The sequence below is a fragment of the Sphingopyxis sp. SE2 genome (assembly GCF_032227185.1).
Lineage (GTDB): Bacteria > Pseudomonadota > Alphaproteobacteria > Sphingomonadales > Sphingomonadaceae > Sphingopyxis.
The window spans coordinates 827,630-843,885 of sequence record NZ_JAPMXW010000001.1 but is presented as its reverse complement, the minus strand read 5'-3'; the positions used below and the strand labels follow the sequence as shown (position 1 = coordinate 843,885).

Here is a 16,256-nt window from a genome sequence, read left to right as displayed (position 1 = left end):
TCAGGTTGGCTCGAACGCCGCCAATATCGGACACGGACCCTTGTCGCTCGCGGCGCATTGGTCGGCGAGGCGCGCGAGGGCGGCGCGCGTTGCGGTCATCTGTGCGATCTTTTCGTCGAGGACATCGATCCGCTGGCGCGCGAGGGTGCGGACGCGGACGCGGTCGTCGCTCGCTTCGAGCGCGAGCAACTCGCCGATCTCGTCGAGCGTGAAGCCGGCACCCTGTGCCGCGCGGATGAATTTGAGGCGCCGAAGATCGTCTTCGTCATAGCGCCGCACACCGCCGCCCCAGCCGTCGCCGCCGCTGCGCGCGGGCGTGCCCATCAGGCCGCGGCGCTGGTAATAGCGCACCGTCTCGACCCCGACATCACCCGCCGCTGCCAATTTTCCGATCGTCAATTGCATCGCTTGACTCCGTACTATGGTACGGAGCCTATATGGGGTTCATGGCAAAACAGGCAATCCTCCATCGCATGGTCATGCCGGGGCATATCTGCCCCTATGGCCTCAAGGCAAAACATCTGCTCGAAAGCCGCGGCTTCGCGGTCGACGACCGCTGGCTGACGACGCGCGAAGAAACCGACGCATTCAAGGCCGAGCATGGCGTCAAGACGACGCCGCAGACCTTCATCGACGGTAAGCGGATCGGCGGCTACGACGACCTGCGTGGTCATTTCGGGCTGAAGGTCGCCGATCCCGATGCGACGAGCTACACCCCCGTCATCGCGCTGTTCGCGATGACCGCGCTGATGGCGCTCGCGACCAGCTTTTCGGTCTATGGCGAGATTTTCACCCTCCGCGCCGCTGAATGGTTCATCTCATTCAGCATGATCGTGCTCGCGCTGCTGAAATTGCAAGACGTCGACAAATTCGCGACGATGTTCCTCAATTACGATCTCCTCGCACGGCGCTGGGTGCCCTATGCGAGCATCTATCCCTTTGCTGAAGGTCTCGCCGGCGTATTGATGACCGCGCACGCGCTCGACTGGCTGTCGATCCCGGTCGCGCTGTTCATCGGCGGCATCGGCGCGATATCGGTGTTCAAGGCGGTCTATATCGACAAGCGCGACATCAAATGCGCCTGCGTCGGCGGCAGCAGCAAGGTGCCGCTGGGTTTTGTGTCGCTGACCGAAAATCTGATGATGGTCGCGATGGCGCTGTGGATGGCGCGGATGTGGCTGTAACGCCGCGCATCCGTCATTGATGAAACATGGGACTGGGCTATCAGGGGCGGTGATTCGTCCCCAGGGAGCCAGCCATGTTCGACCGCCGCCACTTCCTCGCCGGGGCCACGCTTGCCGGTCTTGCCGCCCCGGCGATCCTGCGCGCCGAGGGCGGGTTCTTTCGCGAATTCCCGTTCAGCCTCGGCGTCGCGGCGGGCGATCCGGCGAGCGACGGCTTCGTCATCTGGACGCGGCTCGCGCCCGAACCGATGGAGCGCCACGGCGGGATGCCGCTGGCGAACTTCCCGGTCGACTGGGAGGTCGCGAGCGACGCCGGATTTCGCGACGTGGTTGCCAAGGGCACCGAGCTCGCGCGCCCCGAACTCGGGCACAGCGTCCATGTCGAGGTCGCGGGGCTTCAGCCCGATCGTCCCTATTATTATCGCTTCACCGCCGGCGGCGAGCGCAGCCTGCGCGGCCGCGCGCGTACGCTCCCCCGCGTGGGCGCGCCGACCGAAGCGCTGAAATTCGGCGTCTGCGGTTGCCAGCATTTTGAATCGGGCTTTTTTGGCGCCTATCGCCACCTCGCGCGCGAAGACCTTGCCTTCGTCTATCATTATGGCGACTTCATCTATGAATATAGCCAGGATTATCTGTTCGACGCGGGGCTGCCGACGCGGCCGGTGCGCAAACATGCGTTCCGTAATCTGATCGACCTCGGCGACTTCCGCCTCGCCTATGCGCAGCAGCTCGGCGACATCGACCTGCAGGCGGCGCGCTGCACCCACGCCTTTCTGTCGAGCTTCGACGATCATGAGATCCGCAACGACTGGGTGTCCGACATCGACAATTGGAAGCTCGGGCTCGACGGCAACGACCCCGACGCACCGCCGCCCGATATCTTCATGCTCAAGAAGCAGGCGGCGATGCAGGCGTGGTACGAACATATGCCCGTCCGCCGTTCGATGTTGCCGCGCGGCGGCATGGTCGCGCTGAACCGCGAGCTTCGCTATGGCGACCTCATGTCGATGCAACTGCTCGACACGCGGCAATATCGCAGCGACCAGCCGTGCGAGGACGGCTTCAAACCCGCCTGTCCGGGCGTTTATGACAAGAAGGCCGAGGTGCTGGGCAAGGCGCAGGAGGATTGGCTGAACCGCAATCTGGGCGAAAGCGGCGCGACGTGGAACACGCTGGCGCAGCAGGTGACGATGATGTCGCTCGACCGGCGGCGCCGCCCCGACGAGCCGAAGAAGATTCTCAACCTCGACAGCTGGGCGGGTTACGAAGCGCCGCGCGAACGCATGTTGTCACGGCTCGGCGGGCTTAAGAATGTCGTCGTGCTGACCGGCGACGAGCACCAGAATTTCTGCGGCGATCTCGTCCTCAAGGACAAGGTCGTCGGTGCCGAATTCGTCGCGACCTCGATTTCGAGCGGCGGCGACGGCAGCGATCAGCGCAATGGCACCGACGTCTTCCTGCGCCAGAACCCCGAACTCAAATTCGCCAACGACCAGCGCGGCTATGTCGTCTGCGAAGTGGGCCGCGAAGCGTGGCAGACGCATTTCATGGTCGTCGACAAGGTGACGGCGCCGGTAAATACGCTGTCGAAGCGCGCAACCGGGGTGGTCGAGCGCAACGTCGCCGGGATCAAGATGGCGTGACGTGTCGTCGGACTGTCACATATGCGCCATAGCGGAGCGCGCATGAACCGCGTCCTATCGCTGCTGCTCGCGCTCTTCCTTCCCTTCGCCGCGCAGGCGCAGGAGGATACCCGCAAGCCCGTTACCATCCTGATCTCGATCGACGGCTTTCGCGCCGACTATCTGGACCGGGGCATCACCCCCCACCTCTCGCGCCTCGCCGCCGAGGGCGCGCATGGCAAGCTGCGTCCTTCCTTCCCGACCAAGACCTTTCCCAATCATTATGCGATGGTCACCGGCAAGCGCCCCGACACCAACGGGATCGTCGGCAACAATATGATCGACCCGCGGCGTCCCGACGTGACGTTCAGCCTCGGCGATCCCAAGCAATCGCTCGATCCCTTCTGGTGGGATGAGGCCGAACCGGCGTGGATTACCGCGGACAAGGCCGGCGTGCGCAGCGCGACGATGTTCTGGCCGGGAAGCGAGGTCGCGATTCACGAGAAGCGGCCGCCCGACTGGCTGCGTTACGACAGGCATGTCGGCTATGCGCAGCGCGTCAACACGATCCTCGACTGGATGCGCCGCCCCTCAGACATTCGCCCCGCCTTCGTCACCCTCTATTTCGAGGCGGTCGACGATGCCGGGCACCGCTTCGGTCCCGACAGCGCCGAAGTGAACGCCGCGATCACCGAAGTCGACAAGCGCATCGGCGACCTGACCGCCGGCCTCGCCGCGATAGGCCAGCCCGCGCGCCTGCTGGTCGTCGCCGACCACGGGATGCGCGCGATCGACGAGAGTCGCGTGATCCAGCTCGCCGACCTCGTCGACCTGCCCAGCATCATAGCGGTCGAAACGGGCCCCTATGCGGCGGTCGAGCCCGCAGCGGGCACCGACAACCGGGTCTATGACGCGCTCTTGAAACCGCACGACCATATGAACTGCAACCGCCGCGAAGAGCTGCCGGAGCGGCTGCATTACGGCCGGAATCCGCGCGTCGCCGCGATCATCTGTATCGCCGAGCCCGGCTGGTCGATCATCGCGGGCACGCCGAGCTGGCCCGTGAAGGGCGGCGCGCACGGTTATGACAATCAGGACCCCCAGATGCTCGCGCTTTTCGTCGCGAGTGGCACGGGGTTGAAGGGCGACGTCGGGACGATCGACAATATCGAAGTCTATCCGCTGCTGATGCTGCTTCTCGGCGTCGCGCCGCTGCCGGGCGACGCGACTGGCGAACTCGCCAAGCGGCTGCCCTGATCAGTCGCGCAGCACCGCCATCGCGTGGATCGAAGCGGTGGGCGCATTGACGATCTGGAGCTGGTAGCGCCCCTGCGCCACGTCATATTCGACCATCTTGCGAATGCCCGAACAGGCGGGACCATGGCCGTGGGCGACCGATTTCACGGCGGCGCCGTCGCGGATGAGGTCGATCCACGCGCCCACGTCGAGCGCGACGATCAGACGCCCCGCCCGCTTCACCTCGATCGGGATCATCCCGCCGAATTTGTGGACGTCGGGTTTATGCTCGGGTGCGACGCCGTAGCGCAGGCTTTCGAACCTGTGCAGCGGCAACGCGGTCCGCGCCGCGCCGAGCGGCAACCAGTCGGCGCCGAGGTCGTCGCCATAGGCATAGATCGTCCGGCTCGAGGCATCGCGCGACCAGCCGGCGAGTTCGGGCGGGAGGACGGGCGCCGTCGGACAGGCGGGCGCGGCGGGCGCCGCGTGGGCCACCACTGGCAAGGCCGCGGCGAGCGATATGGCGATGATCCGGAACCCCATCCTATTTCCTCCCGAACAATTTTTCGACATCCTCCATCGCGAGCTTCACCAAAGTCACGAACTCTTGGTCTTCAAGATCAATAACCAGCAACCCAAGGCTCCGCTTCCAACGCAACCAAATCCCCACGCGCCAAGGCTTCCATCAATTCCAATAACTTGGCTCGCGGCACATTCTCCATATGTCGCGGTTCATCGTCAGCCTCGACATTCTCAAAATCAACATAGCCGTTCCGCCGAATACCCAATCCCCACTGACTCTCATGGATTAGCGACACCGATCCGTGCTCCTCATCCTCCGGCCTGTCGTCGAGTTCGTCGAGTAAATTAGGAAAGGCAGGAATCGGGAGATTAGTCTCGCACCGACCGTATCGATGATAAACGAAATAACTCATACAGATTGCTCACTTCCGCCCGAAAAGTTTTTCTACATTCTTTAGGTCGAGCTTCACCCAGGTCGGCCGCCCGTGGTTGCACTGGCCCGAATGCGGCGTGACCTCCATCGTGCGGAGCAGTGCGTTCATTTCGGCGACACTCAAGGTCCGCCCCGCACGCACCGAACCGTGGCATGCCATCGTCGCGGCGACGAGTTCGAGCCGCTCGCTCAGCCCGAGCGCGGCGTCATAGCCCGCAAGATCGTCGGCGATGTCGGTGACAAGCTTGTGGCAGTCGATGGCGCCGAGCATCGCCGGGGTCGCGCGCACCATCACCGCGGCGGGACCGAAACGCTCAAGCTCGACGCCGAGCGCGGCGAGCTGCGGCGCGGCGGCTTCGAGCCGGTCGCACGCGGGCTCGTCGATCTCGACGACCTCGGGCAACAGCAAGCCTTGCGACGGCACCGCCTGCCCGCTCATCCCGCGGCGGAGTTGCTCGAGCACGAGCCGCTCGTGGGCGGCGTGCTGGTCGACGATGACGAGCCCGTCCTCGGCCTCGGCGACGATATAGGTTTTTGCGATCTGGCCGCGCGCGATGCCGAGCGGATGCGCCTCGGCTCCGGGGACCGGCGCGATCGCCGGCTCGGCGCGGCCCATCGGAAGCGCATCGCGCGGCGGCGCGAAATCGACGATGCGGTCGTGCAGCAGCGCGGTCGTCCCGGCATCGGCAGCACCGAACATGGATGTGGCCGGGCTTTGCGAGTGCGCCGGGTGCGGCGCAAACAAGTTTGGCGCCGGCGGCTGCGGCGCGACCGGTTCCTGCTGCCACGCGGCGAGCGCGGCCTCGGGAGGGCGCTGGACGCTGCGGAAGCCATGCTCGTCGAGCGCGCGGCGGAGGCCCCCGACGATCATCCCGCGAATGAGCTGCGGATCGCGAAAGCGCACCTCGGTCTTCGCCGGATGGACGTTCACATCGACCTCGCTCGTCGGCACATCGAGGAACAGCGCCACAACCGGATGGCGATCGCGCGCGAGCAGATCGGCGTAGGCACCGCGCAGCGCGCCGACGAGCAGCCGGTCCTTCACAGGGCGCCCGTTGACGAACAGATATTGATGATCGGCGATGCCGCGATTGTAGGTCGGCAGGCTGATCACCCCGCCCAGATGCACCTCGCCGCGGTCGAGATCGATCCCGATGCTGTTCGCGGCGAGCTCGCGCTGGGTCAGCGCCGCGACGCGCGTGAGCTGGTCCTGTCCGCCCTGCACATCGAGCGCGCGGCGCCCGTCATGCTCGACCACGAAAGCGATATCGGGGCGCGCCATCGCGAGCCGCCGCACGGCGTCGAGGCAGGCGGCATATTCGCTGCGTGCGCTGCGCAGGAATTTGCGCCGCGCCGGCACGCGCGCGAACAGATCCTCGACCATCACGCGCGTGCCCTTTGCGAGCGCCGCGGGGCCTTCGGCGACCACCGCGCCATTGTCGACGACGCGTTTCCAGCCGTCGCCGCCCGCGACGCGGCTTTCGAGTGTCAGTCGCGCGACGCTCGCGATCGAGGGCAGCGCCTCGCCGCGAAAGCCCATCGTTACGACATCCTCGATCGCGTCCGTCGGCAGCTTCGATGTCGCATGGCGTTCGAGCGCGAGCGGCATCTCGGCGGCGGTCATTCCGCAGCCGTCATCCTCGACTTCGAGGCGTGAAATCCCGCCCTCGGCGATTCGCACGGAAATGCGAGTCGAACCGGCGTCGATGGCGTTTTCAACCAGTTCCTTGAGCGCCGCGGCGGGTCTTTCAACCACTTCACCCGCTGCGATCCGATTTACGAGCTTTTCCGGCAGGCGACGTATTGACATGGCCGCTCTCCTAGCGCAGTCGAACGCAAATCGCGACCCATCCGCACAGCCCTGATCATTTTGTCCAGCCACCCTCCGTGGACGAGCCGGAATCTCCCCCTGATTGTAGCTGTCGCCGGCCGGACGCGCGGGTGAAATCACGACAGGGGGCGTGTCCGTCAGGGGCGCGGCTTCGATGACAGGAAGCAGTATCGATGTCCTTCTTTTCTCGCTGGCTTAAATTCAACTCGCAAGACATGGCAATCGACCTCGGCACCGCCAACACCGTGGTCTATGTGCGCGGCAAGGGCATCGTGCTGAACGAGCCGTCGGTCGTCGCGGTCGAAACGTTGAACGGGATCAAGCGGGTGAAGGCCGTCGGCGACGACGCCAAGCTGATGATGGGCAAAACCCCCGACAGCATCGAGGCGATCCGGCCGCTGCGTGACGGCGTCATCGCCGACATCGACGTCGCCGAGCAGATGATCAAGCACTTCATCACCAAGGTGCACGGCGGCAAGCCCAACGCGTTCCGCAGCCCCGAAATCGTGATCTGCGTCCCCTCGGGCTCGACCAGCGTCGAACGCCGCGCGATCCGCGACGCCGCGTCGAACGCCGGCGCGAGCGAAGTGTGGCTGATCGAGGAACCGATGGCGGCTGCGATCGGCGCCGACATGCCGGTGACCGAACCGATCGGATCGATGGTCGTCGACATCGGCGGCGGCACCACCGAAGTCGCGGTGCTCAGCTTGCGCGGTCTCGCCTACACCACCTCGGTCCGCGCGGGCGGCGACAAGATGGACGAAGCCATCGTCTCCTACGTCCGCCGCCACCATAACCTGCTGATCGGCGAATCGACCGCCGAACGGATCAAGAAGGATTTCGGCATCGCACGCATTCCCGCCGACGGCACGGGCCTGACGATCCACATCAAGGGCCGCGACCTCGTCAACGGGGTGCCCAAGGAAATTTCGATAAATCAGGCGCAGATCGCCGAAGCCCTCTCCGAACCGATCGGCACGATCGTCGAGGGCGTGCGGATTGCTCTCGAGAACACCGCGCCCGAACTCGCCGCCGACATCGTCGACCAGGGCATCGTCCTGACGGGCGGAGGCGCACTGATCGCCGAGCTCGACGAACTACTTCGCGACGCGACCGGCCTGCCCGTCACCGTCGCCGAAGATCCGCTGACCTGCGTCGCGATCGGCACCGGCCGCGCGATGGAAGATCCCGCCTTCCGCGGCGTGCTCCAGCAAGCCTGATCGGACGGTAGCGCTTCACTATGGTCCGCCCGGCACATCGACGTCCGGGGCAATCCCGAAAGGCTCAGTACAGCCTGTTCGTAGCCTATGTCATAGCGGTGACTGGCGCGGTGGCAGGTCTGCTTCTGGCGATCCTGTCGGTCGTTGATCCCGTCGGCTTCGCCCAACTGCGCGTGGCGAGCCAGGAAATCACCGCGCCGATCGCGCGCGTGACGCGGTCGGTGACCGGATCGCTTTCGGGTATCGACGACAGCGTCGGCGCCTATGTCGGCGCGGGCACGCAAAACCGGCGGCTGCGCAAGGAACTCGCCGAGACGCGCCGCCAGCTCGTCGCGACCAGCTCGCTGCAGGAAGAGAATCGCCAATTGAAGGCGCTGCTCAAACTGCAGGAAACCGACAAGACCGCGCTCGCCAACGGGTATCTGCTCACCTCGACGTCGACGAGCGCCAAGCGCATCGCGCTGCTCAGCATCGGACGCAATCTCGGCGTCGCCGCGGGCCAGCCGGTGCGCGGCGCCGACGGGCTGATCGGCCGCGTGCTGACCTCCGGACCGTCAGTGTCGCAGGTGCTGCTCCTCACCGACGTCGACAATATCGTTCCCGTCCGGCGCGCGCGCGACGGCCTGCCCGCGCTCGCCAGCGGCCGCGGCAACGGCGATCTCGACGTCCGCACGCTCAACATCGCGAACAACCCGTTCAAGCCGGGCGACATCCTCGTGACCTCGGGCACCGGCGGGCTCTATCCGCCGAACATCCCCGTCGCGATCGTGGTAAGGCGCCAGCACGACGGCGCGCTCGCGCGCCCACTCGCCGATCCGGGCAAGGTCGATGCAGTGGCGGTGCTGCGCCCCTATACGCCCGACAATATCGAGGCGCAGGGCCGCCCGGCGCCCGCGCCGCTTCCCGCCCCCGCCAGCGCGCCATGAAGCAGAAGGGGCCGCGCCTCGGCGAACCGGCATCGCTGTGGCGGATGCGCATCGTTCCGATCGCGAGCGTGATGTTCGCGTCGGCGGTGCCGCTGATGCTGCCGCTGATCGCCAACTCGCCGGTGCTGCCGCCGCTCGGCCTGCTGTTTTTCCTGTGCTGGCAATTGCTCCGCTCCGAAATGTGGCCGGTGTGGATCGGCCTACCGCTCGGCCTGTGGGACGACCTGTTCAGCGGCGCCCCGATCGGCACCGCGGTCGGGCTGTGGACGCTTGCCAGCATCGCGATCGCCTATTCGTCGCAGCGCATCTATTGGCGCGGCTTTTTACACGATTGGGCGATCGCGGCGCTGCTGATCGCGATCATCCAGTCGCTCGCAGCGCTGATTACCCATCCACAGGCGGACACCCGGCTGGTGCTCGGCCTCGTCGTGCCGCAGATCATCATCTCGGCGCTGCTCGTGCCGCTGTTCATGCGCCTGACCGGCGCGTTTGACAATTTCCGCCTGAAACGCCGATAAACTGGTTCCAATCCGCCGATGCCGAAGAAGAAGAGTCCGCCGATCACCGAAGCCTGGAGGGGCATAACCTTCACCCGCCGCGCGCTCGTCGTCGGCGGGGCGCAGGCGGCGGTCGGCGTCGCGCTCGCGGCGCGCATGACCTATATTTCGGTGATCGACAATGATCGCTACGTCCTCGAATCGGAAAGCAACCGCGTCAATTTGACGCTGATCCCCCCGCGCCGCGGCTGGATCGTCGACCGCCATGGCACGGCGCTCGCGAACAATCGCGTTTCGCTCCGCATCGACCTCATTCCCGACCGTCTGCACAACAAGGAGATGGTGCTGGGGCAGCTCCAGACGCTGCTCCGGCTCGATGGCGATGCGATGGAGCGGATCAATCGCGACCTGAAGGCGGCATCGGGGTTCCAGCCGGTCGCGGTCAAGGAGGACATGACCGAGGCCGAATATAGCTCGATCCTCGTCCGCCTGCCCGAACTGCCCGGCATCGCGCCGCAGCGCGGCTTTGCACGCAATTATCCGACCGGCGCCGCGGTCGGCCACCTGATCGGCTATGTCGGCGCCCCGAACGCCGAGGAGTATCAGAAAGCCAAGGATCCGCTGTACATCACGCCCGGCTACAAGATCGGGAAGGACGGGCTGGAGAAATATTTCCAGGAGATGCTGAAGGGCCAGCCCGGCGCGCGGCGCGTCGAGGTGACGGCGCGCGGCAAGGTCGTCCGCGATCTTTCCACGCAGCCAGACGTACAGGGCAAGACCGTCCATCTGACGATCGACGCCGGCCTGCAGGAATATGTCGCGCGGCGCATGGGGCGCGAATCGGGCGCGGCGGTCGTCATCGACTGCCACAATGGCGACATCCTCGCCTTCGTATCGATGCCGAGCTTCGACCCGAACAGCTTTTCCGACGGCATCAGCACCAGCGAATATGCGTGGCTGCGCGCCGACGATCACCAGCCGCTGATCAACAAGGCGACGCGCGGCCTCTATCCGCCCGGATCGACGCTGAAACCGATGGCCGCGATCGCCGCGGTCGAACATGGCGTCGACCCGAGCGAGCGCCACACCTGCATCGGCGGCTACCGTCTCGGCAACCGTTTCTTCCGCTGTCTCGGCACCCATGGCAGCCTCGACATGCCGTCGGCGATCATGAAAAGCTGCAACAGCTATTTCTACTGGCTCGCGCACCGGCTCGGCTATGATGCCATGGCCCCCACCGCCCGGTTGCTCGGGCTCGGCGAGGAGTTCCGGCTGGCGGGGAGTAACCAGCGCTATGGCACCATCCCCGACAGCGCGTGGAAAATGCGGAAATACGATCAGCAATGGTCGGCGTCGGACTCGCTCAACGCGGTCATTGGACAGGGCTATGTCAGCGTCAATCCGCTCCAGCTCGCGGTGATGGCGGCGCGGATCGCATCGGGGCGCAGCCTCTATCCACGCCTCATCAACCGCGAGTTCGGGAACGAACCGCTGCCCTTCTCGCCCGAAGCGCTCGCCGTCGCGCGGCAGGGCATGGACCTCGTGGTTAATGGCGCCGGCACAGCGGTGCGCAGCCGCCTGCCGCTCGACGGCATCACCATGGCGGGCAAAACGGGCACCGCACAGGTGCGCGGGCTCCGCACTGGCAACGGTTCAAGCGGAACGTGGAAATTTCGCGATCACGGGCTGTTCGTCGGCTTCGCGCCGGTCGACAATCCGCGTTACGCCACCGGGATCGTGATCGAGCACGGCATGGGCGGCAGCCGCGCCGCAGCGCCCGTCGCAAGGGATTTCATGACCTATCTGTTCGACCGCGAAAAGGGAATGGAGGCACTCGAGACGCTCGAGGCCGGCTGGGGCGGGCCGATCAAGGATCGTATGGACCGCGACTATGCCGCATGGAAATCGGGCGCGTCGAGCGACCCCGAGCCCGGAGTGCCGCAATGATTCCCGTCCCGCCCGCGATCCAGCGCATCCCTTGGAAACTGATCGCCATCCTCGGCGGGATCACCGGCTTTGGGCTGCTCGTTCTTTATTCGGCCGCGGGCGGCAACTGGTCACCGTGGGCGTGGCAACAGGGGGTGCGCTTCCTCGTCTTCCTCGGCGCCGCGCTTGTGATCGGGCGTTTCCCGATCCGCATCTTCGAGGACTTCTCCTATATCGCCTATATCGGCGTGCTCGTCCTGCTCTTCGCCGTCGAACTTCTGGGTTTCGTCGGCGGGGGCAGCCAGCGATGGCTGAACCTCGGCTTCATCAACCTCCAGCCATCCGAACTGATGAAGGTCGCGGTCGTCGTCGCCCTCGCCCGCTTCTACGCCCAGTTGCCGCCCGGAAACACGCGCACCTTCACCGCGCTCTGGCCCGCGCTGGTGATGATCGGGCTGCCCGCCGCGCTGGTGATGCTGCAACCCGACCTCGGCACCGCGCTCGCCATCTCGATCGGCGGGGTCGTGGTGATGTTCGTCGCGGGCCTCCCCTTCTGGTGGTTCGGCAGCACCGCGGTCGCGGGGCTCGCGGCGCTGCCCGTGCTCTTCTCCTTCCTGCACGATTATCAGCAGAAACGCGTGCTGATCTTCCTCGACCCCGAGAGCGATCCCTTGGGCGCCGGCTATCACATCAGCCAATCGAAAATCGCGATCGGGTCGGGCGGTATCGGCGGCAAGGGTTTCCTCAACGGATCGCAAAGCCACCTGGACTATCTGCCCGAGGGACATACCGACTTCATCTTCGCCACCATGGCGGAGGAATGGGGGCTGATCGGCGGGCTGGCACTCTTGTTCGGCTTTTTCCTGCTGCTCCGCTGGTCGACGCGCGTCGCGCTCAAGGCGCGCACGCGCTTTGGCCAGCTGACCGCCGCGGGCCTCACGATGACGATCTTCTTCTATATCGCGATCAACCTGATGATGGTTATGGGGCTCGCGCCCGTCGTCGGCATTCCGCTGCCGCTCTTTTCCTATGGCGGCTCGTCGATGCTCACGATCATGACGTGCGTCGGTATCATTCTCGCGATCGAAAACGACAGCAAAACCGGCAGCCGCCGCTTTCATTGATAAAAAAATTCGGCAAGGCCATTGCCAAGGGTCTGGCACCATGATAGCGGGCCGCTCTCTTCACGACGCCAAGGGCTTTTCCGAGGCTGCGTGAGCGCCGGAAACCGGCAGTGGACGCATAGCTCAGTTGGTAGAGCAGCTGACTCTTAATCAGCGGGTCCTAGGTTCGAGCCCTAGTGCGTCCACCATTACTTTTCCGCCAGTTTTGACCGATCAAGCACCAACCCTCGGGGGCCTTTTTCGGGTTCACGTAATCGCCACGTAATCGACCGGCACGATTTCGCGGCATTTGGCATGCGCATTAGGCAGATGCCGCCTATTATCGACCAAGCCGATCAAATGTTGCACGTTGAGCGTCTTTCCCGATTAACGGGTTCGTGCTATGTCCGCCCTCAGGGGAAGCGGGTTGCGACCGAAGACGGCAGCCCCCTAATCCGTCATTCGCGGGCGCTGCCCCGATGACGCCGCCAGATCGTCCCAGCCGCTTCCCTCACCCTTACATCGGCATTGGTCGCTCGCCGGTCCAGAGCAGTGAGAGCTTTTCCGCAATCGCTTTCCATCTCGCGACGCCAGCGGCGTCACCTTCCGACGCAAGGGCACCGATGCGCTCCGCAATGTAGATCGCAGCGTTGTCACCCTGCTCGCGCTCGACGAGCAAAGCGCATGCCCACAGTTCACGCTCGGGTGTGATCGACATTCGCTCTGGCTTCCTCCGCGCCTGAAATTGTGGACCTATCCGGCAGCCATAGGCGTACCGGCTCAAAATCAAGATCGCCCGATTCGGTGCTTTCCGTTTCTCTAGCGCACCTTGCGCGCCCGCCCACATGCCGTGGGCGAGGATCAAGGAGACGGTCATGAATATGCATACTCGCATCGATTTACCGCAAGGTGTCCGCCACTGGACCCACGACGGCTCATCTCTTCCCGATTGGGTGATGAGCGATGTCCGCGGCGAGTTGTCGCCCAACGGCACCTTCCTTATCAAGACGCCGGTCGGAACGGCGCGCGTTCATCTGGGCAATGTCGTGATCCAGCATCAAGGCGAGCTCTGGTGCAGAAACGCCGAGGAGGTTCCCGATTTGGTCGCCGGCCTACGAGCTGAGGAACTGAACAACGTGACAGCGATCGGGCCGGGAAAGTCCGCGCAGTTCGGGACAAAGAGCAAATCCGCAGCGAAGAAAGGCTTCCGGGCCATCGTGGGTGCGCCCCCTATTATCGAATGGGTGGCACCTAGGGACCTCAGCGTTGACCCCAGCTATCAGCGTTCCATCGACAATGCGGCCTCGCGGCGGCTCATCGCCAGCATTGCGGCCTCATTCGACTGGCGGCTCTTTTCCTCTCTGATCGTCTCAGCTCGACCGGACGGCAGCCGTGTCATCATCGACGGGCAGCATCGGTGGGCGGCAGCAGTGCGGCGCGGCGACCTGACCCACCTGCCCTGCTGCTCGTTCTCCTATCCGACGCCCGAGGACGAAGCTCGGATGTTCATTACCGCCAATCGCGCCCGAAAACCGATGAACCGCCTTGATGACTTTTACGCCGCCCTCGCGGCGGCCGACGAAGACGCGTTGGAAATCCACCGGCTGGTTACGGAAGCGGGTCTCACCGTGGCGCGGAGCATGGCGGTTAACGCACGTAAGCCGGGCGAGATATCCTTCACCTCATCAATCGCCGCTGGCTTGCGGCGCCATGGTGAGGCGGTCGTGTCTGCGGCACTTACTTCGATGGCGGAAGCATTTGATGGAGAAAGCGTCGCGCAGGGCTCTTCCGTCTTCAATGCGTTGGTGCTGCTCTTCGCCGAACCTCCGCAGGGCTTCGATCCTGACAAGCTTGTGCCGGCTCTGCGATGTGTAAACAGTGATGGGTTCCGCAATATAATACGCGATCTCCAAGGGAGCGAAGAGCGAGCTGTGGCGCTTAGAATTGCTATCGAAGCTGCGTTGCAATCCGACAGGCAATTTTTGGCAGCAGCGTAAGGGCGTCGGGCGATGGCGCCAAACGTCATCGCCCACCTTCTGGAAACCGTTGCGTAGGCCATTGGCAAGTGCTTCAACCCGATAAAGGGGAGGCTACCGATGAACGAAACTATTTCCGCCGCGCTGCTGCTTATTGCTGCCGCTTCGTCTGCTCCTGCTGCGGCTCAATCCTCCGACCCATTGCAGGACCTTGCCAAGCAGATGGTCCGATCAATCGACTTCGACCTGTGCCTTCCGATCGATTCAATCGAGTATGAGGCACTGGGCAAGCATGCGGTCATCAAACTGGTCACGTCGACTGCAATCGCCTCCGAGTTGCCGTTAAGGTCTGTCTACGTCGATATCCGGGGCGTAAACGTTCCCCTCCGCCGAATTTGGCGCTCGGAGGTTTCGCGCAATGGCGATCGATTTGAACAGACATCGTTCTACGCCGTGCCGATTCAGTTCACGAAGAAGAGCGGTCGGCTCCTAGCCGATTTTACGGGGGAGCGTCGGGGCTTCGGAATCTACAGCTTTGGCCCGACGATTTACGACGACGATGCGCCGGCATTCGTTCGCCTAGATGCTTACGATAGTCCCGGCGAGCCGGACGATGACGCTCTGCGCAAACTGCTAATCCGGGAGTATCCGGACTACTTCTCCAGCTAGCAGCTATTCGCAGCCTACGCCGTCTCCATCTCTATCTAGATGCTTCCCGTATCCCGGCGCCCCGCGCCGAACCGGAGCTGCGCCCGCTGAGCGCGCGGCGGTGCAATTGGGATAATAGACATTACCGCCAAACGCTCTCTGTGGCCGATCAGCCGGAGGCGCCGTGCCTCCCGGAGCGCGATGACAGTGCCGACCGCCGTTCTTTCGGTCGTTGTGACAACCATCAGCAGCCAGCCCGCCCGGATGGGCACTGGCGCTCGCTGCAACCGCAGCCGCAATCATAAGACCGATGAATCGCATCCCGTTCCCCCGGAGCGAGTTTGCCGTTCAAATCTTAAGATGTCGATTCGATCGATCCAGATTGGCAGCGATCGGCCCTGTCGCGCTATTTGCAGCGGTGCCCCAGCCAGTATCGATCCCATCGCGCGGCATAATCGTCACGCACCATGGCACAGGAAATATCGCCGGACTTCGGTGACGTGCAGAAGGCAGCTGTGCGATTGCCCCCTGCGCCGCCCGCCGATCGACAGCGCATTGTTGGCCCCTTCACTAAGATATGTCCGGTGGAGCGCATCCCGGTCGGTTCCCCGACTAATCTGACAAGATGATTGCGAGCTGCGCGCGGATCAGCGGCCGGGCATGGGTGGCCGGGCCTGCACGTACCGTCCATCTCGCGCGCCGCGATGCCTGACAGCCGAATATGCGGCCCCTCAGCGCACCAGATCGGGCCGTCGCCATCCCATACTGCCGTGGGAGTGCAGTCGAAGGCTTGGCCAGCGGGAACTACAGAAGCGGCGAATAGGAGGGCGAAGATCATCCGTAGGCCTCAGCCTCTTCGATCGATCGCCGCAGCCCTTCCGGCGTTACCCACCACAACGCGGCGAGCCTTTCGATCTCGTCCCGCGTTGGCTCCGCGTCGTCGTTCAATTCCTCGATCCGCTCGCGCGAGATTCCTGTCTTGCGCGTGATTGTCTCCCACGGCGTGCACATCTGCCCGAGCCATGCGTCCAACCAATGATCGCCGTCCGCTATGCCGCTGGCGACAGGGTGATCAGGCGAATAATCCACGACCCGTTTTTCAACTGGGCGCTCGCCCTTTCGGTAAACCATG

Annotated in this window: 18 protein-coding genes and 1 tRNA gene; 11 read left to right on the top strand and 8 right to left on the bottom strand. The window is 64.4% G+C overall.

The window, feature by feature from the left end:
* A complete protein-coding gene (locus OVY29_RS03915; protein WP_037557047.1) occupies positions 1-405 on the bottom strand; it encodes a MerR family DNA-binding protein in 405 nt (134 codons plus the stop codon).
* A gap of 32 nt (positions 406-437) precedes the next feature.
* Between OVY29_RS03915 and OVY29_RS03910 the strand changes: the two genes are divergently transcribed.
* The 3 genes from OVY29_RS03910 (at position 438) to OVY29_RS03900 (ending at position 4,063) form a co-directional block, all read left to right on the top strand.
* Positions 438-1,184 carry a glutaredoxin family protein gene (locus OVY29_RS03910; RefSeq protein ID WP_037557048.1) on the top strand — a complete coding sequence of 249 codons (747 nt, stop codon included), beginning with the start codon at positions 438-440 and terminating at the stop codon, positions 1,182-1,184.
* Positions 1,185-1,258: 74 nt separating this feature from the next.
* Positions 1,259-2,827, top strand: coding sequence for an alkaline phosphatase D family protein (locus tag OVY29_RS03905; protein ID WP_037557049.1), 1,569 nt, complete (start codon positions 1,259-1,261; stop codon positions 2,825-2,827).
* A 42-nt stretch (positions 2,828-2,869) separates the two neighbouring features.
* The gene (locus OVY29_RS03900) at positions 2,870-4,063 is read left to right on the top strand and encodes a nucleotide pyrophosphatase/phosphodiesterase family protein (RefSeq protein ID WP_037557050.1); all 1,194 of its coding nucleotides are present in this window, start codon (positions 2,870-2,872) and stop codon (positions 4,061-4,063) included.
* Here OVY29_RS03900 and OVY29_RS03895 read toward each other — a convergent pair whose 3' ends face one another.
* From OVY29_RS03895 to mutL, 3 genes are all read right to left on the bottom strand, one after another.
* Positions 4,064-4,585: a hypothetical protein gene (locus OVY29_RS03895; RefSeq protein ID WP_037557051.1), complete on the bottom strand. Its 522-nt coding sequence runs from the start codon at positions 4,583-4,585 to the stop codon at positions 4,064-4,066.
* Positions 4,586-4,662: 77 nt separating this feature from the next.
* On the bottom strand, positions 4,663-4,977 hold the full coding sequence (locus OVY29_RS03890) for a hypothetical protein (protein ID WP_152567679.1): 315 nt from the start codon (positions 4,975-4,977) through the stop codon (positions 4,663-4,665).
* 9 nt (positions 4,978-4,986) lie between these two features.
* A complete protein-coding gene (gene mutL / locus OVY29_RS03885) occupies positions 4,987-6,807 on the bottom strand; it encodes a DNA mismatch repair endonuclease MutL (protein ID WP_037557052.1) in 1,821 nt (606 codons plus the stop codon).
* 194 nt (positions 6,808-7,001) lie between these two features.
* Here mutL and OVY29_RS03880 point away from each other — a divergent pair, with 194 nt between their 5' ends.
* From OVY29_RS03880 to OVY29_RS03855, 6 genes are all read left to right on the top strand, one after another.
* Complete coding sequence (locus OVY29_RS03880; RefSeq protein ID WP_037557053.1) at positions 7,002-8,048, top strand: rod shape-determining protein; 1,047 nt, start codon at positions 7,002-7,004, stop codon at positions 8,046-8,048.
* Positions 8,049-8,068: 20 nt separating this feature from the next.
* Positions 8,069-8,974: a rod shape-determining protein MreC gene (gene mreC, locus OVY29_RS03875; RefSeq protein WP_037557054.1), complete on the top strand. Its 906-nt coding sequence runs from the start codon at positions 8,069-8,071 to the stop codon at positions 8,972-8,974.
* Positions 8,971-9,492, top strand: a complete 522-nt coding sequence (locus OVY29_RS03870) for a hypothetical protein (protein WP_037557055.1) — start codon at positions 8,971-8,973, stop codon at positions 9,490-9,492. The genes mreC and OVY29_RS03870 overlap by 4 nt, the downstream gene beginning before the upstream one ends.
* An 18-nt stretch (positions 9,493-9,510) precedes the next feature.
* Positions 9,511-11,418, top strand: a complete 1,908-nt coding sequence (mrdA, locus tag OVY29_RS03865) for a penicillin-binding protein 2 (protein ID WP_037557056.1) — start codon at positions 9,511-9,513, stop codon at positions 11,416-11,418.
* Complete coding sequence (rodA, locus tag OVY29_RS03860) at positions 11,415-12,521, top strand: rod shape-determining protein RodA (RefSeq protein ID WP_037557057.1); 1,107 nt, start codon at positions 11,415-11,417, stop codon at positions 12,519-12,521. Before mrdA ends, rodA begins: the two co-directional genes overlap by 4 nt.
* Before the next feature lie 112 nt (positions 12,522-12,633).
* Positions 12,634-12,709, top strand: a tRNA-Lys gene (locus tag OVY29_RS03855).
* 308 nt (positions 12,710-13,017) lie between these two features.
* On the opposite strand, the gene OVY29_RS03850 is transcribed toward OVY29_RS03855, so the two are convergent.
* Positions 13,018-13,377, bottom strand: coding sequence for a DUF6961 family protein (locus OVY29_RS03850; RefSeq protein WP_313910986.1), 360 nt, complete (start codon positions 13,375-13,377; stop codon positions 13,018-13,020).
* Between OVY29_RS03850 and OVY29_RS03845 the strand changes: the two genes are divergently transcribed.
* Both OVY29_RS03845 and OVY29_RS03840 read left to right on the top strand, forming a co-directional pair.
* Entirely contained in the window at positions 13,376-14,497 is a 1,122-nt protein-coding gene (locus OVY29_RS03845; RefSeq protein ID WP_313910985.1) for a DUF6551 family protein, read from the top strand. The two genes, OVY29_RS03850 and OVY29_RS03845, sit on opposite strands and share 2 nt — an antisense overlap.
* Positions 14,498-14,596: 99 nt before the next feature.
* The gene (locus OVY29_RS03840) at positions 14,597-15,145 is read left to right on the top strand and encodes a hypothetical protein (RefSeq protein WP_313910984.1); all 549 of its coding nucleotides are present in this window, start codon (positions 14,597-14,599) and stop codon (positions 15,143-15,145) included.
* A 3-nt stretch (positions 15,146-15,148) separates the two neighbouring features.
* On the opposite strand, the gene OVY29_RS03835 is transcribed toward OVY29_RS03840, so the two are convergent.
* The 3 genes from OVY29_RS03835 to OVY29_RS03825 form a co-directional block, all read right to left on the bottom strand.
* Entirely contained in the window at positions 15,149-15,427 is a 279-nt protein-coding gene (locus tag OVY29_RS03835; RefSeq protein ID WP_313912039.1) for an excalibur calcium-binding domain-containing protein, read from the bottom strand.
* 103 nt (positions 15,428-15,530) lie between these two features.
* Entirely contained in the window at positions 15,531-15,962 is a 432-nt protein-coding gene (locus tag OVY29_RS03830; protein ID WP_313910983.1) for a hypothetical protein, read from the bottom strand.
* On the bottom strand, positions 15,959-16,255 hold the full coding sequence (locus OVY29_RS03825; protein ID WP_313910982.1) for a hypothetical protein: 297 nt from the start codon (positions 16,253-16,255) through the stop codon (positions 15,959-15,961). Before OVY29_RS03825 ends, OVY29_RS03830 begins: the two co-directional genes overlap by 4 nt.
* Position 16,256: the final 1 nt, after the last annotated feature.

Bases quoted from the DNA above. Each gene is read 5' to 3' on its own strand.
- OVY29_RS03915 (WP_037557047.1), bottom strand. From the start codon at position 405: ATGCAATTGACGATCGGAAAATTGGCAGCGGCGGGTGATGTCGGGGTC.
- OVY29_RS03910 (WP_037557048.1), top strand. From the start codon at position 438: ATGGGGTTCATGGCAAAACAGGCAATCCTCCATCGCATGGTCATGCCG.
- OVY29_RS03905 (WP_037557049.1), top strand. From the start codon at position 1,259: ATGTTCGACCGCCGCCACTTCCTCGCCGGGGCCACGCTTGCCGGTCTT.
- OVY29_RS03900 (WP_037557050.1), top strand. From the start codon at position 2,870: ATGAACCGCGTCCTATCGCTGCTGCTCGCGCTCTTCCTTCCCTTCGCC.
- OVY29_RS03895 (WP_037557051.1), bottom strand. From the start codon at position 4,585: ATGGGGTTCCGGATCATCGCCATATCGCTCGCCGCGGCCTTGCCAGTG.
- OVY29_RS03890 (WP_152567679.1), bottom strand. From the start codon at position 4,977: ATGAGTTATTTCGTTTATCATCGATACGGTCGGTGCGAGACTAATCTC.
- mutL (WP_037557052.1), bottom strand. From the start codon at position 6,807: ATGTCAATACGTCGCCTGCCGGAAAAGCTCGTAAATCGGATCGCAGCG.
- OVY29_RS03880 (WP_037557053.1), top strand. From the start codon at position 7,002: ATGTCCTTCTTTTCTCGCTGGCTTAAATTCAACTCGCAAGACATGGCA.
- mreC (WP_037557054.1), top strand. From the start codon at position 8,069: ATGGTCCGCCCGGCACATCGACGTCCGGGGCAATCCCGAAAGGCTCAG.
- OVY29_RS03870 (WP_037557055.1), top strand. From the start codon at position 8,971: ATGAAGCAGAAGGGGCCGCGCCTCGGCGAACCGGCATCGCTGTGGCGG.
- mrdA (WP_037557056.1), top strand. From the start codon at position 9,511: ATGCCGAAGAAGAAGAGTCCGCCGATCACCGAAGCCTGGAGGGGCATA.
- rodA (WP_037557057.1), top strand. From the start codon at position 11,415: ATGATTCCCGTCCCGCCCGCGATCCAGCGCATCCCTTGGAAACTGATC.
- OVY29_RS03845 (WP_313910985.1), top strand. From the start codon at position 13,376: ATGAATATGCATACTCGCATCGATTTACCGCAAGGTGTCCGCCACTGG.
- OVY29_RS03850 (WP_313910986.1), bottom strand. From the start codon at position 13,377: ATGACCGTCTCCTTGATCCTCGCCCACGGCATGTGGGCGGGCGCGCAA.
- OVY29_RS03840 (WP_313910984.1), top strand. From the start codon at position 14,597: ATGAACGAAACTATTTCCGCCGCGCTGCTGCTTATTGCTGCCGCTTCG.
- OVY29_RS03835 (WP_313912039.1), bottom strand. From the start codon at position 15,427: ATGATTGCGGCTGCGGTTGCAGCGAGCGCCAGTGCCCATCCGGGCGGG.
- OVY29_RS03830 (WP_313910983.1), bottom strand. From the start codon at position 15,962: ATGATCTTCGCCCTCCTATTCGCCGCTTCTGTAGTTCCCGCTGGCCAA.
- OVY29_RS03825 (WP_313910982.1), bottom strand. From the start codon at position 16,255: ATGGTTTACCGAAAGGGCGAGCGCCCAGTTGAAAAACGGGTCGTGGAT.